At 61.3% G+C, this 26255-nt stretch carries 29 protein-coding genes; 23 read left to right on the top strand and 6 right to left on the bottom strand.

What is annotated here, in order from left to right:
• The first annotated feature begins 85 nt into the window (after nt 1-85).
• The 3 genes from HX899_RS02015 to HX899_RS02005 all read left to right on the top strand — a co-directional run bounded on the left by HX899_RS02015 (nt 86) and on the right by HX899_RS02005 (nt 3172).
• Nucleotides 86-712 (top strand): CvpA family protein, encoded by a 627-nt coding sequence (locus tag HX899_RS02015; RefSeq protein WP_029872969.1) that lies wholly within the window; start codon nt 86-88, stop codon nt 710-712.
• 148 nt (nt 713-860) lie between these two features.
• A complete protein-coding gene (gene purF, locus HX899_RS02010; protein WP_138328376.1) occupies nt 861-2351 on the top strand; it encodes an amidophosphoribosyltransferase in 1491 nt (496 codons plus the stop codon).
• 80 nt (nt 2352-2431) lie between these two features.
• Nucleotides 2432-3172 (top strand): SDR family NAD(P)-dependent oxidoreductase, encoded by a 741-nt coding sequence (locus tag HX899_RS02005; protein ID WP_138328377.1) that lies wholly within the window; start codon nt 2432-2434, stop codon nt 3170-3172.
• Between the two features lie 113 nt (nt 3173-3285).
• On the opposite strand, the gene HX899_RS02000 is transcribed toward HX899_RS02005, so the two are convergent.
• Nucleotides 3286-4035, bottom strand: coding sequence for a GH25 family lysozyme (locus tag HX899_RS02000; RefSeq protein ID WP_138328378.1), 750 nt, complete (start codon nt 4033-4035; stop codon nt 3286-3288).
• A 354-nt stretch (nt 4036-4389) separates the two neighbouring features.
• Between HX899_RS02000 and cysS the strand changes: the two genes are divergently transcribed.
• The 7 genes from cysS to rarD all read left to right on the top strand — a co-directional run bounded on the left by cysS (nt 4390) and on the right by rarD (nt 10949).
• Nucleotides 4390-5781 carry a cysteine--tRNA ligase gene (cysS, locus tag HX899_RS01995; RefSeq protein WP_138328380.1) on the top strand — a complete coding sequence of 464 codons (1392 nt, stop codon included), beginning with the start codon at nt 4390-4392 and terminating at the stop codon, nt 5779-5781.
• Nucleotides 5778-6254, top strand: a complete 477-nt coding sequence (locus tag HX899_RS01990; protein WP_181291570.1) for a GFA family protein — start codon at nt 5778-5780, stop codon at nt 6252-6254. The genes cysS and HX899_RS01990 overlap by 4 nt, the downstream gene beginning before the upstream one ends.
• Nucleotides 6251-6739: a GFA family protein gene (locus HX899_RS01985; protein WP_138328382.1), complete on the top strand. Its 489-nt coding sequence runs from the start codon at nt 6251-6253 to the stop codon at nt 6737-6739. The genes HX899_RS01990 and HX899_RS01985 overlap by 4 nt, the downstream gene beginning before the upstream one ends.
• Nucleotides 6736-7212, top strand: coding sequence for a GFA family protein (locus HX899_RS01980; protein ID WP_181291569.1), 477 nt, complete (start codon nt 6736-6738; stop codon nt 7210-7212). The genes HX899_RS01985 and HX899_RS01980 overlap by 4 nt, the downstream gene beginning before the upstream one ends.
• The gene (gene pip / locus HX899_RS01975) at nt 7209-8171 is read left to right on the top strand and encodes a prolyl aminopeptidase (protein ID WP_181291568.1); all 963 of its coding nucleotides are present in this window, start codon (nt 7209-7211) and stop codon (nt 8169-8171) included. Before HX899_RS01980 ends, pip begins: the two co-directional genes overlap by 4 nt.
• Nucleotides 8172-8211: 40 nt before the next feature.
• Complete coding sequence (gene cimA, locus HX899_RS01970) at nt 8212-9828, top strand: citramalate synthase (protein WP_138328385.1); 1617 nt, start codon at nt 8212-8214, stop codon at nt 9826-9828.
• Between the two features lie 209 nt (nt 9829-10037).
• Entirely contained in the window at nt 10038-10949 is a 912-nt protein-coding gene (gene rarD, locus HX899_RS01965; RefSeq protein ID WP_181291567.1) for an EamA family transporter RarD, read from the top strand.
• Between the two features lie 115 nt (nt 10950-11064).
• Here the strand turns inward: rarD and HX899_RS01960 are convergent, their stop codons facing one another.
• Entirely contained in the window at nt 11065-11688 is a 624-nt protein-coding gene (locus tag HX899_RS01960; RefSeq protein WP_003558142.1) for a TIGR00730 family Rossman fold protein, read from the bottom strand.
• A 155-nt stretch (nt 11689-11843) separates the two neighbouring features.
• Here HX899_RS01960 and HX899_RS01955 point away from each other — a divergent pair, with 155 nt between their 5' ends.
• From HX899_RS01955 to HX899_RS01935, 5 genes are all read left to right on the top strand, one after another.
• Nucleotides 11844-13868 carry a LysM peptidoglycan-binding domain-containing protein gene (locus HX899_RS01955; protein WP_181291566.1) on the top strand — a complete coding sequence of 675 codons (2025 nt, stop codon included), beginning with the start codon at nt 11844-11846 and terminating at the stop codon, nt 13866-13868.
• Between the two features lie 212 nt (nt 13869-14080).
• Nucleotides 14081-15958: an ABC transporter ATP-binding protein/permease gene (locus HX899_RS01950; protein ID WP_138387648.1), complete on the top strand. Its 1878-nt coding sequence runs from the start codon at nt 14081-14083 to the stop codon at nt 15956-15958.
• A complete protein-coding gene (locus HX899_RS01945) occupies nt 15856-16791 on the top strand; it encodes a phosphatidylserine decarboxylase (protein WP_348647884.1) in 936 nt (311 codons plus the stop codon). The genes HX899_RS01950 and HX899_RS01945 overlap by 103 nt, the downstream gene beginning before the upstream one ends.
• A 79-nt stretch (nt 16792-16870) precedes the next feature.
• Entirely contained in the window at nt 16871-17716 is an 846-nt protein-coding gene (gene pssA, locus HX899_RS01940; protein WP_003558134.1) for a CDP-diacylglycerol--serine O-phosphatidyltransferase, read from the top strand.
• A gap of 311 nt (nt 17717-18027) precedes the next feature.
• Nucleotides 18028-18174 (top strand): hypothetical protein, encoded by a 147-nt coding sequence (locus tag HX899_RS01935; protein ID WP_171599413.1) that lies wholly within the window; start codon nt 18028-18030, stop codon nt 18172-18174.
• A 222-nt stretch (nt 18175-18396) separates the two neighbouring features.
• Here HX899_RS01935 and HX899_RS01930 read toward each other — a convergent pair whose 3' ends face one another.
• Nucleotides 18397-19161 (bottom strand): SOS response-associated peptidase, encoded by a 765-nt coding sequence (locus HX899_RS01930; RefSeq protein ID WP_181291565.1) that lies wholly within the window; start codon nt 19159-19161, stop codon nt 18397-18399.
• Nucleotides 19162-19202: 41 nt separating this feature from the next.
• The gene (locus tag HX899_RS01925; RefSeq protein ID WP_138328391.1) at nt 19203-19523 is read right to left on the bottom strand and encodes a YnfA family protein; all 321 of its coding nucleotides are present in this window, start codon (nt 19521-19523) and stop codon (nt 19203-19205) included.
• 72 nt (nt 19524-19595) lie between these two features.
• On the opposite strand from HX899_RS01925, the gene HX899_RS01920 reads away from it, so the two are divergent.
• The 8 genes from HX899_RS01920 to HX899_RS01885 all read left to right on the top strand — a co-directional run bounded on the left by HX899_RS01920 (nt 19596) and on the right by HX899_RS01885 (nt 24686).
• Complete coding sequence (locus HX899_RS01920; RefSeq protein ID WP_020049325.1) at nt 19596-20012, top strand: NUDIX hydrolase; 417 nt, start codon at nt 19596-19598, stop codon at nt 20010-20012.
• Nucleotides 20013-20046: 34 nt separating this feature from the next.
• Nucleotides 20047-20490 carry a TIGR02301 family protein gene (locus HX899_RS01915; RefSeq protein WP_181291564.1) on the top strand — a complete coding sequence of 148 codons (444 nt, stop codon included), beginning with the start codon at nt 20047-20049 and terminating at the stop codon, nt 20488-20490.
• A gap of 103 nt (nt 20491-20593) precedes the next feature.
• Nucleotides 20594-20851: a hypothetical protein gene (locus tag HX899_RS01910; RefSeq protein ID WP_003546972.1), complete on the top strand. Its 258-nt coding sequence runs from the start codon at nt 20594-20596 to the stop codon at nt 20849-20851.
• An 18-nt stretch (nt 20852-20869) separates the two neighbouring features.
• Nucleotides 20870-21622, top strand: coding sequence for a hypothetical protein (locus HX899_RS01905; protein WP_181291563.1), 753 nt, complete (start codon nt 20870-20872; stop codon nt 21620-21622).
• A gap of 98 nt (nt 21623-21720) precedes the next feature.
• Nucleotides 21721-22611: a folate-binding protein YgfZ gene (locus tag HX899_RS01900; protein ID WP_138328393.1), complete on the top strand. Its 891-nt coding sequence runs from the start codon at nt 21721-21723 to the stop codon at nt 22609-22611.
• The gene (locus tag HX899_RS01895; RefSeq protein WP_138328394.1) at nt 22608-23216 is read left to right on the top strand and encodes a YfbR-like 5'-deoxynucleotidase; all 609 of its coding nucleotides are present in this window, start codon (nt 22608-22610) and stop codon (nt 23214-23216) included. Before HX899_RS01900 ends, HX899_RS01895 begins: the two co-directional genes overlap by 4 nt.
• Nucleotides 23213-23743 carry a tyrosine phosphatase family protein gene (locus tag HX899_RS01890; protein ID WP_138328395.1) on the top strand — a complete coding sequence of 177 codons (531 nt, stop codon included), beginning with the start codon at nt 23213-23215 and terminating at the stop codon, nt 23741-23743. Before HX899_RS01895 ends, HX899_RS01890 begins: the two co-directional genes overlap by 4 nt.
• A 58-nt stretch (nt 23744-23801) precedes the next feature.
• On the top strand, nt 23802-24686 hold the full coding sequence (locus tag HX899_RS01885; RefSeq protein ID WP_181291562.1) for a mechanosensitive ion channel family protein: 885 nt from the start codon (nt 23802-23804) through the stop codon (nt 24684-24686).
• 102 nt (nt 24687-24788) lie between these two features.
• On the opposite strand, the gene HX899_RS01880 is transcribed toward HX899_RS01885, so the two are convergent.
• Both HX899_RS01880 and HX899_RS01875 read right to left on the bottom strand, forming a co-directional pair.
• Complete coding sequence (locus HX899_RS01880; protein ID WP_181291561.1) at nt 24789-25304, bottom strand: superoxide dismutase family protein; 516 nt, start codon at nt 25302-25304, stop codon at nt 24789-24791.
• 230 nt (nt 25305-25534) lie between these two features.
• Nucleotides 25535-25888: a hypothetical protein gene (locus HX899_RS01875; protein ID WP_171599411.1), complete on the bottom strand. Its 354-nt coding sequence runs from the start codon at nt 25886-25888 to the stop codon at nt 25535-25537.
• Nucleotides 25889-26255 lie beyond the last annotated feature (367 nt).

The following is a 26255-nucleotide window of genomic DNA, read 5'->3' as shown; positions in this document are numbered from 1 at the left end:
TTCATTGCCAAGAGTGGTGATGATATAGGAGCACACGATAAGGCACGACACGGCCGCCAAGCGGCAGTCCTGGAGTTGAATTTACATGCCCATTACGATTTTCGACGGTATTGTCATCGGCGTCGTGCTCTTCTCCGCCGTGCTGGCGATGGTCCGCGGCTTTTCGCGCGAGATCCTCTCGATCGCGAGTTGGGGCGGTTCGGCCGCCGCTGCCTATTACCTCTATCCCTACCTGCTGCCCTATGCGAAAAAATACACCGATGACGACCGCATCGCGATCGTCGGTTCGGCAGCGGTCGTCTTCCTGATCGCGCTCATCGTCATCTCCTTCATTACGATGAAGATCGCCGATTTCATCATCGACAGCCGTGTCGGCGCGCTCGACCGCACACTCGGCTTCCTGTTCGGGGCAGCGCGCGGCGTGCTGCTCCTCGTCGTCGCCGTCGCCTTCTGGAACTGGCTCGTCGATGCCGACCACCGTCCGGCCTGGGTCAACGAAGCGAAGTCGAAGCCCTTCCTGGATTCGATGGTCGTGAAGCTGAAATCGGTTCTGCCGGAGCAATTTGCCCAGATGATACCGGAAAGCATCCGTGATAAGCTGCAGCCGCCGGCACAGGGCGCCGAAGGTACCACTCCGCCGACGGGCGACCAGGCTCCGGCGGAAGACGCACCGACCGCGCCCGCAGACGGCGCGCAGCAGCCGGCGAATTGACACAGTGTTCAAGAGCTTGACCCGCCATCCGGCAATCGCCATTTGAGCGGGACGTGAAATGAGGGTCCGGCCGAGCATTCCAGCTCCGTCGGGCTCAGCTATTTCTGGAAATGCCGATCCATTCTTGTGAGAGCAGAGGCCCGCAGAAATGAACCAGTCCCATTCCTTCCCGACCGACGATCCGCTCGACGGAGATACGCTGCATGAAGAATGCGGGGTTTTCGGAATTCTGGGACACCCTGATGCCGCCGCGCTCACGGCTCTTGGCCTGCATGCTCTGCAGCACCGCGGGCAGGAAGCGGCCGGCATCGTCTCCTTCGACGGCAAGCGCTTTTATCAAGAGCGCCACATGGGCCTTGTCGGCGACCACTATACCAATCCGATGACGCTCGCCCGCCTGCCCGGCAGCATTACGATCGGTCATACCCGCTACTCGACAACCGGCGAAGTGGCCATGCGCAACGTGCAGCCGCTCTTTGCCGAACTGGAAGAAGGCGGCATCGCCATTGCCCATAACGGCAATTTCACCAACGGCCTGACGCTGCGCCGCCAGATCATCGCGACCGGCGCCATCTGTCAGTCGACCTCCGATACCGAAGTCGTCCTTCACCTCATCGCCCGTTCCCGCCACGCTTCCACGTCCGACCGCTTCATCGACGCCATTCGCCAGATGGAAGGCGGCTATTCGATGCTCGCCATGACGCGCACGAAGCTGATTGCCGCGCGCGACCCGACCGGCATCCGCCCATTGGTGATGGGCGAACTCGACGGCAAGCCGATCTTCTGCTCGGAAACCTGCGCGCTCGACATTATCGGCGCCAAGTTCATCCGCGACGTTGAGAACGGCGAGGTCGTCATCTGCGAAATCCAGGCTGACGGCTCGATCAGCATCGATGCGCGCAAGCCCAGCAAGCCGCAGCCGGAGCGCCTCTGCCTGTTCGAATATGTCTATTTCGCCCGCCCGGACTCGGTCGTCGGCGGCCGCAACGTCTATACGACGCGGAAGCACATGGGCATGAACCTCGCCAAGGAATCGCCCGTCGATGCCGACGTTATCGTGCCGGTGCCGGATGGCGGCACGCCGGCGGCGCTTGGCTATGCGCAGCAGAGCGGCATTCCCTTCGAATACGGCATCATCCGTAACCATTATGTCGGGCGCACCTTCATCGAGCCGACGCAGCAGATCCGCGCCTTCGGTGTGAAGCTGAAGCATTCCGCCAACCGGGCGATGATCGAAGGCAAGCGCGTGGTGCTGGTCGATGATTCCATCGTGCGTGGCACGACGTCTCTCAAGATCGTCCAGATGATCCGCGAAGCCGGGGCGCGCGAAGTCCATGTCCGCGTCGCGAGCCCGATGATCTTCTTCCCGGATTTCTACGGCATCGACACGCCCGATGCCGAAAAGCTGCTGGCAAACCAGTATGCCGATGTCGAAGCCATGGCGAAATATATCGGCGCAGATTCGCTCGCCTTCCTGTCGATCAACGGCCTCTATCGCGCTGTCGGCGGTGAGGATCGCAACCCGGCTCGGCCGCAGTTCACCGACCACTATTTTACCGGCGACTATCCGACCCGCCTGCTCGACAAGAACGGCGAGTCCATGGGCAACAAGATTTCGATGCTTGCCAGCAACGGCTGACACGGCGCGCCGGCTTTTCCATTGTCCCATCCCGAGGGGTTCAATCGAACCCCTCTCCCTTCGTGAGGGAACACGACATCATGAATATCAATCTTGAGGGCAAGATCGCACTCGTCACCGGTGCGTCGCGCGGCATAGGCTATTTCACAGCGCTGGAACTTGCCAAAGCCGGCGCCCACGTGATTGCCTGCGCCCGCACGGTCGGCGGGCTCGAGGATCTCGACGATGCGATCAAGGCCGTCGGCGGCACGGCGACGCTCGTGCCCTTCGACCTTGCCGACATGAATGCGATCGATACGCTCGGCGGCTCGATCTTCGAGCGCTGGGGCAAACTCGACATCCTCGTCGCCAATGCCGGCGTGCTTGGGGTCATTTCGCCGATCGGCCATATCGAAGCGAAAGTGTTCGAGAAGGTGATGACCATCAACGTCACCGCGACATGGCGGCTGATCCGCTCGGTCGACCCGCTGCTGGCCCGCTCCGATGCCGGCCGTGCGGTGATCCTGTCTTCGGGTGCCGCTCACAAGTGCCGCCCCTTCTGGGGCGCCTATTCCGCTTCCAAGGCCGCGGTCGAGGCGCTGGCACGCACTTGGGCCGGCGAAAGTCAAAGCACCCCGCTGCGGATCACCAGCGTCGATCCGGGTGCCACGCGCACGGCGATGCGGGCGCAGGCGGTGCCCGGCGAAGATCCGCAGTCGCTGCCGCATCCCTCCGAGGTCGCAAATGCGATCCTGCCGTTGCTCGGGCCTGGTGTGACGGAGACGGGCAAGCTGTTTATCGTCCGGGAGAGCAAGCTCGTCGATTACCGGCTGCCCGAATAAGCCACTGCATAATTCCTTAAATCGGAATCGATTTAAGGACAAAATTATGCAGCTATTCAAAGTGCTACAGCGTCCTTTGCGCGTCTTAAAAGACGCGCGGCGCTGTAGACGTTTCAATTCGCTGCAACGGCGGGGAACAGATGCGCCAGGCCCGTTTCCGACGGGCATAGCGCATTGAGGTCAACCGGTCCCTGGATGCCGTCCAAGGTGCCGTTATCGGCAAATTGCCAAATCGACCAATGACTGCACTCTTCCTGCCTCGGCTCTCTGAACACGCTGCGCAGCCACAGATAGTGGTCGGGGAAGCGTGATTCATTGCCTTTCAGATATTGATCAAAGAACTCCTGCGTGACGTAGAAAATAGGCTTTTCCGGAAAAGCGCCCTTCAGCTCGGTGAAGAAGGCGTTCACCTCGGCAACCATTTCCTCGAGCGTCGGGATTTTGTTGCAATTGCCGACAAACTCTAGATCGACGGCGATCGGCAGAGTTCCCTGCTCCTTCGGCACGGTCGCGAGCACATTCTGCGCCTGATCCTTGCCCGGGCGGCAGAAGGTGAAGAAATGATAAGCGCCCCTGACCACTCCCGCATCTCTGGCGCGCTGCCAGTTGTCGGCGAACTTGGAATCCCGATGATCTCCGCCTTCGGTCGCCTTCATGAAGGCGAAACGGACATTCGTCTGCGCGGCAACGGCCTTCCAATCGATATCGCCCTGGTGATGGCTGACATCGATGCCCTGGATTGGATAGTTGCTGAGAGAGGGATTGTTGAAGCGAAGCATCCCGAAATCGTATGCGAAATATGCAGCGAATGCGACCACCAGAACTGCAGTCGCTCCGATCGTCGATCGGGCAAGTCTCCGCATCCCTTCCTCCCTATTTTCAACAGTTTCTCAACTGGCTATGCGAGATTTGTGCTCGGAAAATGGCGGCCGAATTTGAAGAGCGGGCCAACTGGTTTCGAAGACGTTGGTTGCTGCAATCGATTCATCGGATGGATGGATCCTGTTGCCGCTGGATCGCGCTTCGCCCCCTTGACCGGAGGCGCGAACCGGGCCATAAAACCCGCCATGAAAACGGTTATCTGCATTATCTGCCGGAAGATTATTCGCTAGCGCGAGCGCTGGCCCGGCCGTTTTCGTCTCCCAAATAGTCAAGATGCGAAACGCCCCGGTCCGCCGGTCGCGATATTTTTCTGATCGTGCATTTGGGAGAGTGAAATGGACGCGACGCCGGAACTGAAGCTGTACAACACGCTGACACGGGAAAAATCGGTGTTTTCGCCGATCGATCCCAACAACGTCCGCATGTATGTCTGCGGCCCGACCGTCTATGACTTCGCTCATATCGGCAATGCCCGGCCGGTCATCGTCTTCGACGTGCTGTTCCGGTTGCTGCGCCATGTCTATGGCGAAGATCACGTCACTTATGCCCGCAACATCACCGACGTCGACGACAAGATCAATGCGCGCGCGCTCCGCGACCATCCGGGTCTGCCGCTCAATGAGGCGATCCGGGCGGTCACCGAAAAGACCGAGACGCAATTTCACGCCGATGTCGCCGAACTCGGCTGCCTGGAGCCGGACTTCGAGCCGCGCGCCACCGACAATATCGTCGAGATGACCGAGATCATTGAGAAGCTGATCGGCAACGGCCATGCCTATGTCGCATCGGGCGAAGTGCTGTTCGACACCAAATCCATGGCGGATTACGGTCAGCTTTCGAAGCGCCCGCTCGACGAGCAGCAGGCCGGCGCGCGCATCGCCGTCGACGCGCACAAGAAGAACCCGGGCGATTTCGTGCTCTGGAAGCTGTCGAGCCACAACGAGCCCGGCTGGGAGAGCCCATGGGGCCGCGGCCGGCCCGGCTGGCACATCGAATGCTCGGCGATGAGCAAGCGCTATCTCGGCGATGTCTTCGACATTCACGGCGGCGGGCTGGATCTGATCTTCCCGCATCATGAAAACGAGATCGCCCAGTCGCGCTGCGCCCACGGCACCGAGGTGATGGCAAATGTCTGGATGCATAACGGCTTCCTGCAGGTCGAAGGCCGCAAGATGTCGAAATCCGAAGGCAATTTCGTCACCATCAACGAGTTGCTGCAGACGGAAATCTTCGGCGGCCGCAAATGGCCAGGTCAGGTGCTGCGCCTTGCCATGCTGATGACGCATTACCGCGAGCCTATCGATTTTTCGATCAAGCGACTGGAAGAAGCCGAACGTCTGCTCGCCAAATGGCCGGCGGCCGAAGCCGGCGATGCGGCGCCCGATGAAACCGTGCTGAACGCGCTTTCCGACGACCTCAATACGGTCGCGGCAGTGCAGGCATTGCATGCGCTGGCCCAGGCCGCGCATGCGGATCCCACAGCCCGTGCCGTCTTTGCGGCAACGGCCGACCTTCTGGGCCTGCTGCCGAAAAAGATGGAGATCGACGAAGCCGTCGCATCGGCAATCGATGCGCTGGTCGCAATGCGTCTCGAAATGCTGAAGGCGAAGAACTTCACTGAGGCCGACAAGATCCGCGACGAGCTGACGGCGAAGGGCATCCAGCTGAAAGACGGCAAGGATCCGGTGACGGGCGAGCGCGTCACGACGTGGGAGGTCAAGAGATGACCAGCTATACCGGCGGCTGCCAATGCGGCGCGATCCGTTTCCGCGTCAACGGCGACATCAAGGATTCGTCGATCTGTCATTGCCGCATGTGCCAGAAGGCGTTCGGTGCTTATTATGCGCCGCTGGTCTCGGTGCGCGGCGCCGATTTCGAATGGACACGCGGCGAGCGGAAAAGATTCCGCTCTTCCAATTTCGTCGAACGCGGCTTCTGCGGCGATTGCGGCACGCCGCTGACCTATGAGGCACCAGATGGAATGGCGATCGCCGCAGGCGCCTTCGACGATCCTTCGGCGTTTCCGCCGACCATTCAATGGGGCGTGGAAGGCAAGATCGGATTCGTCGATCATCTGCACGAACTGCCCGGAGAAAGAACCGAGGCGGATCTCACGGCGGGCTCTTTCCTGCACGAACTCGTTTCCTACCAGCATCCCGATCATGAGACGCAGGCATGGCCACCCAAGGAGCTCGGATGATGGCGGAAGCGGACGGAAGCGGCGGGTGCCAGTGCGGGGCAGTGCGTTACCGCGCCAAAGGCGAACTCGGCTATCCCCATCTTTGCCATTGCCGCATGTGCCAGAAGGCGGCGGGCAATTATTTCATGCCGCTTGCCGGCGTGATGCGCAGCGATTTTACCTTCACGCGCGGCGCGCCGAAATGGTTTCAGTCCTCGGATCTGGTGCGGCGCGGTTTCTGCGGCGATTGCGGCACGCCGCTGTTCTACGATATTCCCGAAGCGGACTTCATCAACATCACGCTCGGCTCGTTGGACGATCCCGATGCGGTCAAGCCGGTGATGCAATCGAACACCGGCCAGAAGATGTCCTGGTTTCACGCGCTGGATGGCCTGCCGCTGGAACCACAGCCTGAAACGCCCGACCGCGAGAACGCGATCGCGGCAAGCAACCATCAGCACCCCGACCACGACACGAAAAGCTGGCCCCTCGGAGAAAGCTCATGACGGACACGATAAAGACAGGCGGATGCCAGTGCGGCGCTGTGCGCTTCCGCATCTCGGGCAAACTAGGACGCCCCTCGATCTGCCATTGCCGCATGTGCCAGAAGCAGTTCGGCGGTTTCTTCTCGGCGCTCGTCACCGCGCCTGAGGAAGGGATGGAATGGACGCGCGGCGCGCCGAGCTACTTCCAATCCTCAGTCAATATCGAACGCGGCTTCTGCAGCGATTGCGGCACGCCGATGACCTATCGTCATCCGGGCGGGCTGGAGCTTGCGATCGGCACCTTCGACGACCGTAGCGACCTCGCACCGCTAATCCAGGTCAACTACGAGGCCCGTCTGCCCTGGGTCGAGAAAATCTTCAAGGCGCCGGTGCTGAAGGATCAGGATTTCTACGCACGGCAGGAGGCGATCATCTCCTTCCAGCATCCCGACCACGACACGGAAGTCTGGCCCGCAAAAGGCGTGAAGATATGACCGAGATGTTGCGCACCCTCTATCCCGAAATCGAGCCCTACGCTTCCGGCCATCTGGATGTCGGCGACGGCCATGTGATCTATTGGGAGCGCTCTGGTACGCCTGGCGCCAAGCCTGCCGTCTTCCTGCATGGCGGTCCGGGCGGCGGCATCTCGCCCGCCCATCGCCGGCTCTTCGATCCCACTCTCTACGACGTCATGCTGTTCGATCAACGCGGTTGCGGCAGGTCAACGCCGCATGCGGAACTCCATGCCAATACGACCTGGCACCTCGTTGCCGATATCGAGCGGCTGCGCGAGATGGCCGGCGTCGACACCTGGCAGGTGTTCGGCGGCTCCTGGGGCTCGACGCTGGCGCTCGCCTATGCCGAGACACATCCAGAGCACGTCTCCGAGCTCATCCTGCGCGGCATCTATACGATGACCAAGGCGGAGCTCGACTGGTACTACCAATTCGGCGTCTCGGAGATGTTCCCTGACAAGTGGGAGCGGTTCATCGCGCCCATTCCGCCGGAAGAGCGGCATGAGATGATGCATGCCTATCATCGCCGCCTGAAACACAAGGACAAGAACGTGCGCCTCGCGGCCGCGCAGGCCTGGAGCATCTGGGAAGGCGAAACGATCACGCTGCTGCCGGAACCTTCGACGAGCTTCAAGTTCGAGGAGCCGGAATTCGCCTATGCATTTGCGCGCATCGAGAACCATTTCTTCGTCAATGCCGGCTGGATGGACGAGGGACAGTTGATCCGCGATGCCGGCAGGCTCAGGGATATTCCCGGCGTCATCGTACATGGACGCTACGACATGCCCTGCCCGGCCAAATATGCCTGGCTGCTGCACAAGGCCTGGCCGAAGGCAGAATTCCACCTGATCGAGGGCGCGGGCCATGCCTACTCGGAGCCTGGGATTCTCGATCAGCTGATCCGGGCGACGGATAAGTTTGCCGGGAAGCAAGACTGATGCCGCACATAAAAGCAGTCAATGCCTGGGAGGCATCGTGGTGACCAAGGAAAAAATCTATCTCTTCGACACGACGCTCCGGGACGGGCAGCAGACGCCCGGCATCGATTTCTCCGTCGAGGACAAGATTGCGATCGCCGCCATGCTGGACGAGTTCGGCCTCGATTATGTCGAGGGCGGATATCCCGGCGCCAATCCGACGGACACCGCCTTCTTCAGCGAGAAGCGCACCAGCCAGTCCAGCTTCGTCGCCTTCGGCATGACGAAGCGGGCGGGTGTTTCGGTCTCCAACGATCCCGGCATTGCCGGGCTGCTTCAGGCCAAAAGCGATGCCATCTGTTTCGTCGCCAAGAGCTGGGACTATCACGTCGCGGTGGCGCTCGGCTGCACCAACGAGGAAAACCTCGAATGCATCGCCGAAAGCGTCAAGGCGGCGGTTGGCGCGGGCAAGGAGGCGATCGTCGATTGCGAGCATTTCTTCGACGGCTTCAAGGCCAATCCGGCCTATGCGCTCGCCTGCGCCAAGACGGCCTATGAGAGCGGCGCCCGCTGGGTCGTGCTCTGCGACACCAATGGCGGCACGCAGCCGCCCGAGGTGCGCGCCATCGTCGAGGCGGTGATTGCCTCAGGCGTTCCCGGCCACTGTCTTGGCATCCATGCGCATAACGACACCGGCCAGGCGGTTGCCAATTCGCTTGCCGCCGTCGAAGCCGGCGTCCGGCAGATCCAGGGCACGCTGAACGGCATCGGCGAGCGCTGCGGCAATGCCAATCTGGTGACGCTAATCCCGACGCTGGCGCTGAAGAGCGCCTACAACACACGTTTCGAAACGACGATCGACGAGGAGCGGCTGCTCAACCTCACCCGGCTCTCGCATGCCTTCGACGAACTGCTCAACCGTTCGCCCGACCACCAGATGCCCTATGTCGGCGCCTCCGCCTTCGCCACCAAGGCCGGCATCCACGCATCGGCCCTGCTCAAAGATCCGCGAACCTATGAACACGTGCCGCCGGAAACCGTCGGTAACTTCCGCAAGGTTATGGTCTCCGACCAGGGCGGAAAGGCGAACTTCATCAATGCGCTGAAGCGGCGCGGCATCGCGGTCGCCAAGGACGATCCGAAGCTCGACCTGCTGATCTCGATCGTCAAGGAACGTGAATCCATCGGCTATGCCTATGAGGGCGCGGATGCGAGCTTCGAGCTGCTGGCGCGCCGCACGCTCGGCACGATCCCGGAATTCTTCACCATCGAAGGTTTCCGCGTGATGATCGAGCGCCGCTTCGACAGTCTTGGCCGTGTGAAGATCGTCTCGGAGGCGGTGGTCAAGATCACCATCGACGGCCAGACGCTGATGTCGGTTGCCGATGCCGAAGGCCCGGTCAACGCACTTGACCTCGCGCTGCGCAAGGATTTCGGCAAATACCAGCACGAGATCGACGATCTGGTGCTTGCCGATTTCAAGGTGCGTATCCTCAACGGCGGCACGGAGGCGATCACCCGCGTGCTGATCGAATCCACCGACAGCGACGGCGTGCGCTGGTGGACAGTCGGCGTCTCGGAGAACATCATCGACGCTTCGTTCCAGGCGCTGATGGATTCGGTCATCTACAAGCTGATGAAGAACCGGCAGCTGGCGGGCAAGATCGCGGCGGAATAAACCTATTTTGCTGGTCCGGCGACGGGGTCCCCGCCCCTCGCCCGAATACCATTCGTTTCCTTCGGACTCGGCCTTCCGTCGCCGGGCGTCGGATCATCGCGTCGTCTCCCGCTTCAAATCCTCTCACGCTTCATTCAACGAAATGAATTGGCCTATTCACGGCGCTTAAGCTAGGCCGGATCAGAAGAAGAACAAAGATGGAAACACCGATGTCGACCGATGCATCCGTTCCGTTGGCGAAGAACGAAGACAGTCCGCGCGGGTTCGCCTTCGCGCTGACGGCCTATCTGCTTTGGGGCTTCCTGCCGATCTACATGAAGGCGGTGGCGCATATCTCGCCGGCCGAGGTGATCGCACATCGCATCGTCTGGTCGCTGCCGCTGGCGGGCATCGTGCTGATTGTGCTCGGGCGCACACAGGACATCCGCGCAGCACTCAGCTCGCCGCGCATGCTGGCGATGGCGGCGCTGACGGCGTCGCTGATTACGGTCAACTGGGGCACCTATGTCTGGGCGATCGGCGCCGGCCATTCGCTCGACGCAGCACTTGGCTATTTCATCAATCCGCTGTTCAGCATCTTCCTTGGCGCTGTGTTCCTCAAGGAAAAGCTGCAGCCGCTGCAGATCGCGGCGATCGCGCTTGCGGCGCTTGCCGTCGCCATTCTCGCGCTGGACAGCGGCGGCATCCCGTGGGTCGCGCTGACGCTGGCGATCAGCTGGGGATTCTACGCCTTGTTGCGCAAGACGCTGCCGCTCGGGCCGAACCAGGGCTTCTTCCTCGAAGTGCTGATCCTCAGCGGGCCGGCCGTCCTCTATATCCTCTATCTCGAATTCGGCGGCCAGGGCCACCTCTACCGCACCGGTCTTGCAGATACGACCCTGCTGCTCGGCTGCGGCGTCATCACCGCCGTGCCGCTGATGATCTATGCGAACGGCGCCAAGCTCTTGAAACTCTCGACGATCGGCATCATGCAGTATATCGCGCCGACGATGATCTTCCTGATCGCGGTCTTCGTCTTCCACGAGCCATTCGGCACGGCACGCATGATTGCCTTCCCGCTGATCTGGGCGGGGCTGTTCCTCTATAGCTGGTCGATGCTGAAGGGAAGCCGGGCGCGCTGAGGCGCTAAATCGCGTCACGTCGAATCGGATTCATGCGACGCGCTTTAGGTCTTTGTTTTAGGCATGTCTTTGTCCCAAAACCGCTGGACACTTTTGGGCGACATGCATTGAACCCCTACATCTTCGAAATCACCTCGTCCTCGCCGTCACGATCGGCGGCGAGCTGGGCTGCCTGGGCCATGATCGCCGGAATGATGCCGGAGATCTCGTCGACGACGAGCGGCTGCACCCGGTGGGCAGTGTGCAGGAAGCCTTCTTCGGTCATATGGCGCATCAGTTCCATCATCGGATCCCAGAAACCGTTGACGTTGGCAAAGACCATCGGCTTCTCGTGGCGTCCGAGCTGCGCCCAGGTCATGATCTCGACGATCTCCTCCAGCGTACCGATACCGCCGGGCAGCGCCACGAACGCATCGGACCGCTCGAACATGGTATGTTTGCGCGCATGCATGTCAGGGGTTACAATGAGTTCGTTGAGCTGACCGAGCGAGTGGCGAGTCGCTTCCATATCGATCAGGAATTCGGGAATGATGCCCGTGACCTGACCGCCGCCTGAAAGCACGCCGCTGGCAACCGCGCCCATGATGCCTTTGGTACCCCCGCCATAGACGAGGCGCAGGCCGTATTCGGCGATCTCTCTTCCGAGAGCACGCCCGGCCGCCATGTGGGAAGGATCGCGTCCCGGCCTTGAGCCGCAGTAAACGCAGATGGATCGAATCGATACAGATTGTTCGGTCATGAGGGCAAAACAACTATTCCATTTCAATGCAGTCAAGAAAATTGACTGAAAAGCAGCGTGCCTAGCTTGCCTAATTGCTTTGAATGCTTGTGGAAAGCAACGGGAATCGCTAGCAATTTTGGGTATTACGGCAAATTGCCGCCTTGGGAGACATAATGATGAAGAACCGTGCCGGCTTGCTGGCTCTTGCAGTCCTCGCAATCGCAATCCTACTGATGGTGTTTGTCGTCATGCCGCGCATCGGCGGCGATGCGACCAAGGTCGGAGACGCCATCAACCAGGCGAGCACGGAGGTCAAGAACACGGTTAACGAGGCGGCAAAGACATCGCGCTCCGCCGTGGGCGACGCGGCTGCGGTCGCCGACAAAGTGGGTCGCCTTTCGGCCGATGCCGGCGTATCGCTCAGCGAGCTCAAGGCGCTGTTTGCCGACGGCAAAGGCCCGGCCATCGATGTCTTCACCGCCGCCAAGACCAAAGCCGTCAACGCGCTGACCGTGCTTGCCGATTTCACCATTCCCGAGGGCCTCGATCCCGCGACCCAGACCCTTGCCGCCAAGGCCAAGGACGGTGGCGCGAAGGCGCTCGCCATCGTCCAGTCGCTGCCCGAGAACATCGCCGATGCGCTTGCCGCGATCGCCAAGGCCGAGGTTGCGCTGACCGGTGCGCCGGAGACCGCCCCTGGGGCGAATACGGCAGTGGAAAATACCGGCCCGAAGATTCCGGCCTTCGACGTATTGCGCGTCGAGCCCGACGGATCGACGGTGATTGCCGGTTCCGCCGAGCCGAACGGCAAGCTCGAGGTGCTCGACGGCGAGAAGGTGGTGACGACGGCCAATGTCGATGCGAGCGGCGATTTTGCTGCCGTCCTCGACGATCCGCTTCCGGCCGGCGACCACCAGCTCGTGCTCAAGTTCACGGGCAAGGACGGCAAGAGCACGCTTTCCGAAGAAGTCGCGACCATTTCCGTGCCGAAGGATGGCAATGGCGCCAATCTGCTCGCCATGGTTTCCAAACCCGGCACGGCGAGCCGCATCATTACCGCGCCGAAGGCTGGAACCGAAGTTGCGGATGCCTCCAATCCGATGGCGCCGCCTGCGGACAAGCCGGCAACCGGCGAAAGCTCGGATGCGCCTGCTGCAACAGCTGCACCGACCGGCGAGCTGGCGCTGCAGACGCCGAACCTCACCGACACCTCCCCGGATGGCGCAGCTACGGCACCGGATAAAACGAATGTGCCCGATGTGATGGTCAATGCCGTCGAAATCGAGGGCAACAAGATCTTCATTGCCGGTACGACGCGCTCCAATGCCAAGGTCATCGGTTATGCCGACGACAGCCTCGTCGGCCAGGACACGGCCGGCTCCGACGGCCATTTCGTCATCGACGGTGTGGTGGCGCTTTCAGTCGGCGACCACAAGATCCGCGTCGATGTCGTTGATCCCGCAGGCAAGGTGATCGTGCGTGCGGCGGTGAATTTCAATCGCCCGGCCGGGGATCAGGTGAGAGTCGCCGCGCAATCGGCCCCCGCCGACGCCAACGGTGCTCCCTCGATGGTGCCGCTCGACGAAGGCGAGCTCGACAAACTCAAAGTCGAAGTCGGCAAGGCCTTCGGCCTGCTGAAGGGACTGTTTGCCGATGGCAAGCTGCCCAGTGCCGAGCAGCTTGCTGCGGCGCGCTCGGCAACGGAATTCGCGCTGCGCTCCGTCGCCGACTTCCGTCCGGCCGCTGATGCGCCAGATGTCTTCAAGCAAGCGTCCGGTTCCTCCTCGCAGATCGCCGGCAATGCGCTGAAGCTGCTGCAGGGCCTGCCTGGGGATGCGAAGTCCGTCGGTGCCGCGCTCGAAAGACTGGGCGGGATGATCGCCGAACTCACCGCTGCACCCGCGCCGGCAACGCCATCTGCAAACGAGGTCGGAAGCAACCAGCCGAAGACGATCGAACAGGCGCCGCTGACGGCGAACAATGCGGCGGTCATCATTCGCCGCGGCGACACGCTGTGGCAGATCTCGCGCCGCACCTATGGCCTCGGCGTTCGTTACACGACAATCTACATCGCCAACGAGGACAAGATCATCAATCCCGATCGCATCCGCCCTGGCCAGATTTTCGGCCTGCCGAAGGATGTACTGCCGAACGCCGAAGAGCTGCACCGCAAGCGCATGTCCGGCCAGCATCTCTAAGCTGCAAAACAACACGGCAAGGCCGGGCGGGATAAGCGCCCGGCCTCGTCGTTTCCTTACCCCAGCAATTGTTGTATTCGTCCGCCCGGCACCCTATCTGGCGGTGGCGGCTGCGGGTTGTGGGAAGCGCTTTCAGGCTCGTCCCGGTTCCGCGCTCTTGCCGGCATCGAAGCGCCGCAATCGCGGCAAGCCCATCCGGGCTGGAGACAATCATGGCAAACGGCAAGACAGTCTCGGAATCCAACCTGCCGCAGACGCTTCTCAACCTCTGGCCCTATATGTGGCCGGCCGGCCGGCCAGACCTCAAGATGCGCGTCGTCTGGGCCTCGGTCTTTCTGCTGATCTCCAAATTCGTCCTGCTGCTCGTCCCCTATTTCTTCAAGTGGTCGACCGATGCGCTGAACGGCAGGATGGATCTTGCGGGCTCGGTGCCGCCGCTGCTGGCCGGCGCCATCGCGCTGGTGATTGCCTATAACATCACCCGGCTGATCCAGCTCGGCCTCAACCAGCTGCGCGACGCGCTCTTTGCCAGTGTCGGACAACATGCGGTGCGCCAGCTCGCCTACAGGACCTTCGTGCACATGCACGAGCTGTCGCTACGCTTCCATCTCGAGCGCAAGACCGGCGGGCTATCGCGCATCATCGAGCGCGGCACCAAGGGTATCGAGACGATCGTGCGCTTCACGATCCTCAATTCCGTCCCGACCGTCATCGAATTCCTGCTGACGGCGGTGATCTTCTGGTGGGGCTACGGCTTCTCCTATCTCGCCGTTACCGCTTTTACCGTGTGGGCCTATATCTGGTTCACGATCCGGGCATCCGACTGGCGCATCGCTATCCGCCGGTCGATGAACGACAGCGATACCGACGCCAACACCAAGGCGATCGACTCTCTCCTCAATTTCGAGACGGTCAAATATTTCGGCAATGAGGAGATGGAGGCAAAGCGTTTCGACAAATCGATGGAACGCTACGAAAAGGCGGCGACCGATGTCTGGACCTCGCTCGGCTGGCTGAACTTCGGCCAGGGCGTCATCTTCGGCATCGGCACGACGATCATGCTGGTGCTGTCGGCGCTGGCCGTGCAGCGCGGCGAGCAGACGGTCGGCGATTTCGTCTTCGTCAATTCGATGCTGCTGCAGCTTTCCGTACCGCTCAACTTCATCGGCTTCGTCTACCGCGAAATCCGCCAGGGGCTGACCGATATCGAACAGATGTTCGATTTGCTTGAGGTGCAGACCGAAGTCAAAGACGCCCCCGATGCGACCGAACTTCGGATCGGCCTGGGCGCGATCTCCTTCAAGGACGTGCATTTCGCCTATGATGCGGCCCGTCCGATCTTGAAGGGCATTTCCTTCGAGGTGCCGGCCGGCAAGACGGTCGCCGTCGTCGGCCCTTCGGGTGCGGGCAAATCGACGCTGTCGCGCCTGCTCTATCGCTTCTACGATATTCAGAGCGGCGCAATCACCGTCGACGGCCAGGATATCCGCACGGTGACGCAGAAGAGCCTGCGCTCGGTGATCGGCATGGTGCCGCAGGATACAGTGCTCTTCAACGACACGGTCGCCTACAACATCCGCTACGGCCGCACATCGGCGAGCGACGGCGAGGTCTTTGCCGCCGCCGAGGTGGCGCAGATCGCGCATTTCATCGAAACGCTGCCCGAGGGCTTCGAAACCAAGGTCGGCGAGCGCGGGCTGAAGCTTTCGGGCGGCGAGAAGCAGCGGGTGGCGATCGCCCGCACCATCCTCAAGGCGCCACCGATCCTGATCCTCGACGAGGCGACGTCGGCGCTCGACACGACCACGGAACGGGAGATCCAGGAGGCACTCGACCTGGTTTCGAAGAACCGCACGACGCTGGTCATCGCCCACCGGCTTTCGACTGTCATCAGCGCCGATGAAATCATCGTGCTCAAAAGCGGCGAGATCGCCGAGCGCGGAACACATGCCGCCCTCCTCGAAAGGAACGGTCTTTATGCCTCGATGTGGAACCGCCAGCGCGAGGCGACACAGGCGGAGGAACATCTCAAGCAGGTGCGCGAAAGCGACGACCTCGGCGTGATAACGCGGCTTGCTCCGGCAAGCTGACAAGGGAAACCGACGCCGGCCGACTTTTGTTGTTCAGAAACCCGGCGTGGGAACCAGGGCCGAGGCCACAGCATTGCCCCAGAGACGGTTTTTCGCTAACCAGCAAAAATGAAAACGCAAGGAGACCGGCAGCCATGAGCCTGTTCAACACGGTTCGCAACACGATCGTCCCCGTGCACAAGGAGGGTTATCCCTTCGTTGCCGCCTTCTTCGTCGCGTCGCTGGTCTTGGGCTGGATCTTCGAGCCGCTCTTCTGGATCGGCATGATCTTCACGCTCTGGTGCGCCTATTTCTTCCGTGATCCGGAGCGCGTGACCCCGCAGGACGACGACCTGGTGATCTCTCCCGCCGATGGCAAGGTGTCGGCGATCCAGATGGTGACGCCGCCGGCCGAGCTCAACCTCGGCCCCGAGCCGATGCTGCGCATCTCCGTCTTCATGAACGTCTTCAATTGCCATGTGAACCGGGCGCCGATGCGCGGGCGCATCGTCAGCATCAACTACCGCTCCGGCAGCTTCGTCAACGCCGAGCTCGACAAGGCGAGCGAAGACAATGAGCGCAACGGGCTGGTGATCGAAACCGGCCACGGCCAGATCGGCGTCGTGCAGATCGCCGGCCTCGTCGCACGGCGCATCCTCTGCTGGGCAAACCCCAACGAGCCGCTGGATGCCGGCGAGCGTTTCGGGCTGATCCGTTTCGGCTCGCGGCTCGACGTGTTCCTGCCCGCCGGTGCCGCGCCCCGCGTCTCGCTCGGCCAAACGGCGGTTGCGGGAGAAACCGTCATCGCCGAATTCGCCTCCGCCAAGGGTCCCATTATCAGCCGTCGCAGCTAGAGCGGTTCAGCTTTTCACGGAAGTGCAGAAGCGCTACGCACTGTTGCTGGAATTGCCTTAGGAACGATTGGAACGCGATATGGAAACGCCTTTTCCGCCTTTCGAGCCCAATGGGCCGGATGATTCCGCCCGCGGCCCGCGTCTGCGCGAAATCCCGCTCCGGCTCGTCTTTCCGAACCTCATCACTATTCTGGCGATCTGCGCCGGGCTGACCGGCATCCGGCTGGCTTTCGAGAATCGTTATGAGCTCGCCGTCTCCATGGTGCTGCTCGCCGCCTTCCTCGACGGCATCGACGGGCGCGTGGCGCGGTTGATGAAGGCGACCTCGAAGTTCGGCGCGCAGATGGATTCGCTTGCCGACATCGTCAATTTCGGCGTCGCACCCGCCCTCGTCGTCTATGTCTTCGCGCTCGACCAGGCGCGTTCGCTCGGCTGGATCGCTGCCCTGATCTATGCGATCGCCGCCGGGCTTCGCCTTGCCCGCTTCAATGTCATGGCCGAACGCGAGAACAAGGCAAGCTGGCAATCGGAATATTTCGTCGGCGTGCCGGCGCCGGCCGGCGCCATGCTGGTGCTGCTGCCGGTCTATCTCGGCTTCCTCGGGCTGGCGACGGACCGCACCTTCGCCTATCTCTCGTCGATCTACACCGTGCTCATCGCCTTCCTGCTGATCAGCCGGCTGCCGGTCTGGTCGGGCAAATCGGAAGGCAACCGCTTGCGGCGCGATCTCGTGCTGCCGATGATGCTCGGCGTCGTGCTCTACGTGGCTCTGCTGATGAGCTACACCTGGGAAGTGATGGTCTTCACCGTTGCCGCCTACCTCATATCGCTTCCCTTCGGCGCGCGGAAATGGCGGCGGAAATACGGGACGCTGACGATCGAGGAACCCGGCATCGGCGACGACGATATCGGTCGGCACATCTGATCTCACGAGCATTTCCGGATTTCTTCGAATGACGGAAATGCTTCTCTCCCTTCGTTCTGACGGATCCCCGGGAAAAGCATGCGCTTTATCCGGGTGAAAACCGTTGCGCGCTTTTCCCAAAAAACCGCTTTCGGACTTTTATTGGAACTGCTCTCTTCAGTAAGTATTAACCAACGTAGGCTTCAGTTAAGCCTCGCGAATTATGGTGGGCGTTTACAAATCCTGATAAGCTACGCCCCCGTTTTGTCGCTATTCGTGACGAAACATCAAACTAGAAAATACCCAGGGAAGAACCACGCAAGGAGAGTATCGTGACTTCGAAGAAGAGCAGTACCGGCGAACAGCAGGCGGCCAAGCCAGACCTCGCCGCCAACTATCGCCCCGTCGGCCTGAAGGCTGTTGCCGCAGCATCGCTGATGGCGAAGCATAAGCCGACCGGCGTCAAAAAATCCGCTTGAGGCGGAAGGCTTCAAATCGGAATCATGCGTGCTTTCGGGTTACATGCGTTAGGCACCGCTGACGAAGCCAATGACGAGGCGATCGCCGGAAGTCTTCCGACCACGCTCTGGCGACATAAGCACAACCCGAAAAACCAGATTGGACGAAGCGACGCATCGCCGCCGCCTATGTGAGACGTCGGTGCCAATCGGTCGCCGCCTGCAGATGCGACCGATCCCGTTTCAGAAGAAGCTGAGCTGGCCGTCGTCAGACTTTTGCTTGTCGGGCGCCTTCAGCGGTTTTTCGATGGCGACGGGCTCCTGCAGGTCGGGACCCATATTGGCGACCTTGTTGACCTTGTCGGAGACCGGGACGGCCTCGAAGAAATCGTCCTGAACGGGCTGCATCAGGTCGGCCACCTCACGCGGTTCCTGCGTCTTGCAATCGAGCCAGCGCGAGAAATCATCAGGTCTGATGACGACAGGCATGCGATCGTGGATCGCCGATATGGCTGAATTGGCTGATGTCGTCAGGATCGCACCGGTATCGACCTCGGAGCCGTCGGCCGAGGACCATGTCTCCATCAGCCCGGCAAAGGCGATGACCCCGCCCTGGCGCGGTCTGATCCAATAGGCCTGCGGCCGCTCGCCGCTTTCCTTTGGCGGGCGATGCCATTCATAGAAACCGGAGGCCGGAATGAGCACGCGGCGATGACGCATGGCGGCGCGGAAAGAGGCCTTGCCGATCGCGGTTTCGGAGCGCGCGTTGATCAGCAGCGGGAAATCTCTCGGATCCTTGACCCAGCCCGGCGTAAGGCCCCAGCGCACGAGCACGGCGCGCCGGTCGGCCAAATTGCTGCCCTGCTCCCTGCCCTCGCCTGACATGACGACGAGGATCGGCTGCGTCGGCGCGATGTTGTAGCGCGCCGGAAAATCGTCGAGATCGAGACCGGAGAAGAATTCGCGCAGGTCGGCGCTGGAGCTTGTCAGGGCGAAACGTCCACACATCGGCTTGTCTTTGCACCCCGCTTGCGCCCGGTCAAGGCGCCTCAGCCTCTCGGTGCGAAGAGGATGAGGCTGGCGCCTACAAGGCAGATCAGCGCGCCGCCGATATCGTAACGATCAGGCACGCGAGCTTCGACCAGCCATAGCCAGAGCAGCGAGGCGAGGATATAAATGCCGCCATAGGCCGCGAAGGTACGGCCGGCAGCCTCGCTCGGCACCAGCGTCAGAAGCCAGGCGAAAAGCGCCAGAGAGACCATGCCCGGTGCCAGCCACCAGACGGACTTTTCGAGCTTCAGCCATGCCCAGAAGGCAAAGCAGCCAGCGATCTCGAAGAGAGCAGCAAACGCAAAGATGATGTAGGTCACGGAAGCACCTTTCGAATCCCCGTCGCACTATTCCTCCGATAAGATGGGCCATCACAGCAAGAGCAGCCTCCGATGATCTCCACCGCCAAACCCGGCTCCGCCGCCATTCTCGAACGCGACGGACGATTCCTCCTCGTGTTGCGGCGCAATCCGCCCTCCGCAGACATGTATGCCTTTCCCGGCGGACGGGCCGAGCCCGGCGAAACGCCGGAGCAAACGGCATTGCGCGAACTCCATGAAGAGACCGGCATTTCGGCACGTAATCCGCGGCTGTTTTCGACCTACGACCTGAAGACGCATGCGGCCGACGGCAGCGTCAAGAGCCATTTCCTACTGTCGGTCTTTCGCGTCGATGCGGATCGGGATGCCGTGGCGGAAGCCGCCGACGATGCGGCAGCCCTCGGCTGGTACACGGTGGAGGAAATCCGGCAACTGCCCGTACCGCAGAGCGTGCTCGAATGCGCGGAGCGGCTGGCGGGCGGCGAATAGGCGTGGAAACTTCAAAGCACGCCTTGTTGCCGTCATGCTGAGCGTATCAACTGTGAGCATGATTCCCGTTCGACGCGTTTTTCTGTCCCTGCTCGTGCTCGCCGGCCCCACGATGGCGCAGGGCAAGAATACGCCGCCTCCGCAGGAGGAGGAGATTGCACCGCCGATCGTGAGCGTGCCCTATGACGACAAGCTGGCGCGGTTCGCCGAGGTGCTGGGTTCGGTGCATTATCTGAGAACGCTCTGCAAGGCGGCGGGTGGCGACGAGTGGCGAAACGGCATGCAGCAGCTGCTCGATTCGGAGACCGGCAACGAGCCGCAGCGCAAGGAAAAGCTGACAGCGGCCTTCAATCGCGGCTATCGTGCCTTCGCCTCGGTCTATGCGGATTGCACCCCGGCGGCCATCGTGGCAGAAGAGCGCTACCGTAACGAAGGTGCAACACTTGCCACAGAAATTACCTCGCGCTTTGGAAATTGACGTTTAATTAACCTGTTTTCGCAAGCGGACGTGTCGTTTTGGGAAAAGGCTGTTAGTGTTGTTAACGGTGCAGTAAGACATGAGAAGTGCTGAGGAAAAAACAATGGAAGCAAGCCTCAACGACATCGACGACATGATCGTCCACGAAAAGATGCAGGCAGCTCTGGAGTACCAGAACGAGGCTTGGGCCGACGGTATGGCCGACGGGATCGAGCCTGAAATCATCGCGGATGCTGCCATTGCACATGCGCTGCGCGAGACGATCAGATTGCATGGGGAAAAGAGCGCCGAAGCCCTGCTGGATTCACTGCGTGAGCGCATGCTTGCCGGCGAATTCTCCGCGAACCGCACCCTGCAATAATTGTTATCAGAGAGTTTGATGCACACCGGTAAAGAGAAAGTTTCGCGAATTTCGCTCGCGCCGGTGCTGCTTGCGTTCAGCCTCGCCGCCGGCAATGTTTTCCTTGCGCCGGCAGCCTACGCGCTTTCCGAACTGCACAAGATCCCCGGCCAGGCGGCTAATGAGACGCCGCCCGCACAGGGAGGCGCTCAGGGACAGAGCCAGCCGCAGACCACTCCCGGCGTTCCCATGGCCGATCCGCTGGTCAACAGCCAGAACAGTCAGGGTGTCGACAAGACGCCCGGCGCCCAGGATAATTCCAAGCCCACCGAAGTGATCTACGACATCAGCAAGGTGCCCGAGCCAGTTCGCAAGATGCGCGAGCAGATCGTCGAAGCGGCCGCATCCGGCGATCTCGAGCGGCTGCGGCCGCTGATGGGCACTGGTGCCGACCAGACGCAGGTGACTGTCGGCGAACCGACCGACGATCCGATCGGCACGCTGAAGGATCTGTCGGGCGATCCTGACGGCGACGAGATCCTTGCCATCATGCTCGACATCATCTCGACCGGCTTCGTGCATGTCGGCCAGGGCACAGCAGACGACATGTATGTGTGGCCCTATTTTGCCGAGAAGGACCTGAAGTCGCTGACACCGCCGGAGCGCGTCGAGCTGCTGCGCATCGTCACGGCCGGCGATCTCTCCGACATGCAGGAATTCGGCGGATATAATTTCTACCGCCTCGGCATTACGCCTGAGGGTAAATGGAAATTCTTCACAGCGGGCGATTGATGCCCGTTTCGCCTGCGCTTTTCACGTTTCGCATGGCGCTTGCGATCCACCTCATGAAGACATACCTCTGAGCGATAACCAACGCGACAGGTTCCGCCATGCCAGCCGTATTCCTGAAAGACCGCTCCTTGCTCTTCGTCAGCGGCGCGGAAGCCCAATCCTTCCTGCAAAACCTGATCACCACCGATATCGTCGCGCTCGAGGCCGACGAGGCGCGGCCCGGGGCACTCTTGACGCCCCAGGGCAAGATCCTGTTCGACTTCATGATCTGGCAGGACGGCGACGGCTACATGATCGAAACGGATGCCGGCCAGCGCGACAGCATGCTGAAGCGGCTGACAATGTATAAGCTGCGCGCCGCCGTCGCACTTGTGCCAAGCACCGAAGAGGGCGTCACCGTTTCCTGGGGCGAGGATTCCGAGGGCGCCGGGGACAGCCAAGGCGTCCGGGACAGCCAAGGCGTCCGAGACAGCCAAGGCGTCCGAGACAGCCGTTTCGCCAAGGCGGGCATCACGCTGATCCGCCGGCCCGGCAAACATGGCGATGGCAGCGAAGCGCTCTACGACGCGCTGCGCATCAGCCACGGCATCGTCACATCAGGATCGGACTTCGCCCTGCAGGACGCCTTCCCGCATGACGTGCTGATGGATTTCAACGGCGGCCTCTCCTTCAGGAAAGGCTGCTATGTCGGCCAGGAGGTCGTCTCGCGCATGCAGCATCGCGGCACTGCGCGCCGGCGCGTCGTGACGGTGTCCGCCGCAACAGATCTGCCAGGGACCGGGACGGAGATTACCGCCGCCGGCAAGCCTGTGGGAACACTCGGTTCGGTCGACGGCGGCAATGGACTTGCGATCGTGCGCATCGACCGTGCCGGCGCCGCAATGGCGGCAGGCACGCCACTGCTCGCCGGCGACACGCCTGTTTCCCTCGTCCTGCCGGCATGGTCCGGCCTTGTCTTTCCTACAAGCGGCGACGAGGCCAGCGCGTGACAACGACGAAAGCTCCGCGTGCCTGGCAACGCATGCTGTCCGGACGCAGGCTCGACCTGCTCGACCCCTCGCCGCTTGATGTCGAACTTATCGACATCGCGCACGGGCTTGCGCGCGTGGCCCGCTGGAACGGCCAGACCTCCGGCGATCATGCTTTTTCGGTGGCGCAGCACAGTCTCGTCGTCGAGGATATCTTCCGTCGCTTCAACGATGCGCGGCCGCAGGAGTGCCTGATGGCGCTGCTGCACGACGCACCCGAGTATGTGATCGGTGACATGATATCGCCGTTCAAATCGGTGGTCGGCGGCGGCTACAAAACGGTGGAAAAGCGGCTGGAAGCCGCCGTGCACCTGCGCTTCGGCCTGCCGCCGCATCCCTCGCGCGATCTCAAGGACCGGATCAAAAAGGCCGACACGATCGCCGCCTATTTCGAGGCGACCGTGCTGGCTGGTTTCAAACCCGCCGAGGCACAGAAATTCTTCGGCCAGCCGCGCGGTATCAGCAAGGACATGCTCATGATCGAGCCCCTGCCGGCGATCGAAGCGCAGCGGCTGTTCTGCGAGCGCTTCGCGGCGATCGAGGTCGAGCGGGAGATGGTATCGTGACCTTCATCGTCGTCTCACCTCTGTCGCGCATCGCGGAAATGGCGGTGCGCCACAAGGCGCGTGACATGATCAGCCTGATCGCCAAGGAGCAGGCTTTTCACCGGCCGGGCGTGATCGCGGCCGAGCGCCATCTGACACTTGGTATGAACGATATCGTCTTCAAGGGCACAGGCGATCTCGTGGCGCCTGACGAGACGCATGTGCGCGGGATTATCGACTTTGCCGCTTCGTGGCGGCAGGAGACGCCGCTGCTCATCCATTGCTGGATGGGCGTGTCGCGATCGCCGGCCGCAGCGCTCATTGCCGCGCTGTCGCTGGCACCCGATCAGAGCGAGGAAACGCTTGCTCGCCGGCTGCGGGCCGCCTCGCCTTTCGCGACGCCGAATGCCCGGCTGATCGAGATCGGCGACGCGCTGCTCGACCGCAGCGGCAGGCTGGTAACGGCGGTGCGGGCAATCGGACGCGGCGTGGATGCCGACGGCAATGCGCCCTTCGTGCTTGCGATCCGAGACGCCGCCTGCGGTTGACGCTGCCGCCAGCCGCTCCATCTAGCCCCCGACCACGCACAACCGACAGGGCCAGATCATGGAACAGCAGGCAGCCGATGTCCTCCTCGCCACGCAAACGGCGCTCAGCCAGGCAAGCGCACTTGCCGTGCAATATTCCTTCTCCGTCCTCGGAGCGGTAATCCTGCTCGTCCTTGGCTGGACGCTCGCCGGTTTTGCCAGCCGCTGGGCTTATGAAGGGCTGTCGCGCGTTCATGGTATCGACGAGACGCTGGCGCGATTCTTCACCAATGTGCTGCGCTATGCGCTGCTCATCCTGGTGTTCATCACCGTGCTCGGTCAATTCGGCGTCCAGACCGCCTCGATCATCGCAACCCTCGGCGCGGCCGGCCTGGCGATCGGACTGGCGCTGCAAGGGACGCTGCAGAATATCGCTGCCGGCATCATGCTGCTGATCCTCAGGCCGTTCCGCGTCGGCGAATATATCGAGACCAGCAGCGTGGCCGGCACGGTGCGCGAAATCGGATTGTTTGCAACCGAGCTCAAAACCGGCGACGGGCTTTACCGGCTGGCGCCGAATTCGACGCTCTGGAACACGCCGATTACCAATTTCAGCCGCGAACCCACGCGGCGGAACGAGCTGAAAATCAGCGTCGCCTATGAGGATGACATCGATCTGGCGATGGAGAGGCTGATGAACCTTGCCAAAGCCGATTCCAGGGTGCTGACGTCACCGGCACCCAGCGTCTTCATCGACAGCCTTGGTGACGGCACGATCTCCGTAGCGCTGCGCTACTGGGCAAAGACCGGTGACTGGTGGCTGATCAGCCGTGACATGGTGAAGCGCGTGAAACTCGCCTTCGACGACAATCCTGACGCTGCGCCGGATGCTTCAGATGCCGCGCCGGCAAAAACGTCCAACGGCAAGGCGACGGCCGAAAAACCGACGCCGACGCGGCAGTAAGACATTGCAGCGCCGCGGGTGTTTTTAAGACCCGCGGCGCTGTGCACTTCGAATTCCCAATTTTGTTGTTAATCGATGCCGATCTGAGAATTGCGCCATAGCCTATTGAATGACGCCGCAGGAAAGTCTTTCCCCGGCATCACCCGAAGGCTGGCTGCGATAATCATCCGAATTGGCGTGCACCATCAATGCACGGCCGCGAATGCCGTCGGTCTTGCCGTCGAGCGTGACCATGCTGTCGAAGACCTGCGCCCGCAGCACGCCGTCCTGCCCGACATATTGATTGGGCATATCGCCGGCGTGCGGACCCTTGGCGGCAAGAATGCCGTGCTCGGCCTTCTCAGGATTGAAGTGGCCGCCCGCCGATTCGTGATGGGTCGCGGCGTCGCAGCGGCCGGTCTCATGAACATGGAAGGCCACCCATTTATTCACCGGCAGTCCCGATATCTCGACTTCGATCAGGACGCCGCCAGTGGCGGCAGCCGTCAGCTGCGCGCGACCGTCTTCCTTGCCGTCCTTGCCGACGAAATTGGCGACCGCCGTCTGCTTGTCCTGAGCGCCCGCCGGCAATGCAACCGCAAGCAGGCTCAAGGCGGCGATAATGCGCATGACTTTCATGGAGATCTCCTTCCGTCCGGTTGTCCTTCTGAACGTGTCAAACCGGAAGGTGTTCCTGATCCAGATCGCCGCGCGTCCGATAGGAAGCGCTAAGGACGCGCTACGACTTTAAATTGGCGCATAATCCTTTCCGAAAATCATTCCGCTTTCGGGGTTATGCAGGCAATATCGGACCAAAAAAGCCGGCCAGCCGGCCGGCTCGCAAATTACCCGAACTGAGATGCCCGTTGTCAGGCGACAGCGTTGAAGTCGAACTGGCCGTAGGTGTTACGGTAGAGATCGTCGGATTGATCGCCGGTCGCCGGCGCGGTCTGCTGCAACGGATAGGAAACGGCGATGCTGCTTGCCGTGCCGCTGTTGCGCGTGTCCATCATCAGCGCGATCAGGCTGCCGGAAAATTTCGGCTGCGTGTCGCTGTTCTTGTCCTCGTCCAGGAGCTCTTTGATGATGCCGGGCTTCTCATCGGCGGCACGTTCGCCGCGGCTGAGGACGCCATCGCCATTGGCATCGAGACGCGAAAGCGTCGCCAGATATGCATATGAGGTGTCTGAAACGGATGTGGTGCTGGTCATACAAACCTCCATTCACCGCCTTTTGCCGGTGGTGTTTGTACGCAATACGAACGTGGAAAATCACTGTTGACTCGGTGGTTAAACTGATTTGCGCAGTGCGTCAATAAGTTGTTAACTTCTCATTAACGATGATTGACAAAAGTTAACGAAATGCCGAGCGCAGGCCTATTCCAGCATCAGGGGGCCGCCTTTCTCCGTATTTCAGGTATTTTTCACATATAAAACAGACGTCTAACGCAGCGAGGTCTCTGCTGCACTGCAACCGAATATTAATCCGGCCCATACAAAATGGGCATTCACGCATCACCAGCGGGCGTCCAGCTTATCAAAATCAATCTCTGTATTCATTTTAGAAAGGTCTTCTATGTCCGGCGAAATG

It is taken from the genome of Rhizobium sp. WYCCWR 11146 (genome assembly GCF_013591995.1).
GTDB lineage: Bacteria > Pseudomonadota > Alphaproteobacteria > Rhizobiales > Rhizobiaceae > Rhizobium > Rhizobium indicum.
Note: the sequence above shows the minus strand (reverse complement) of the source record. Positions and strands in the feature narration are given on the sequence as shown.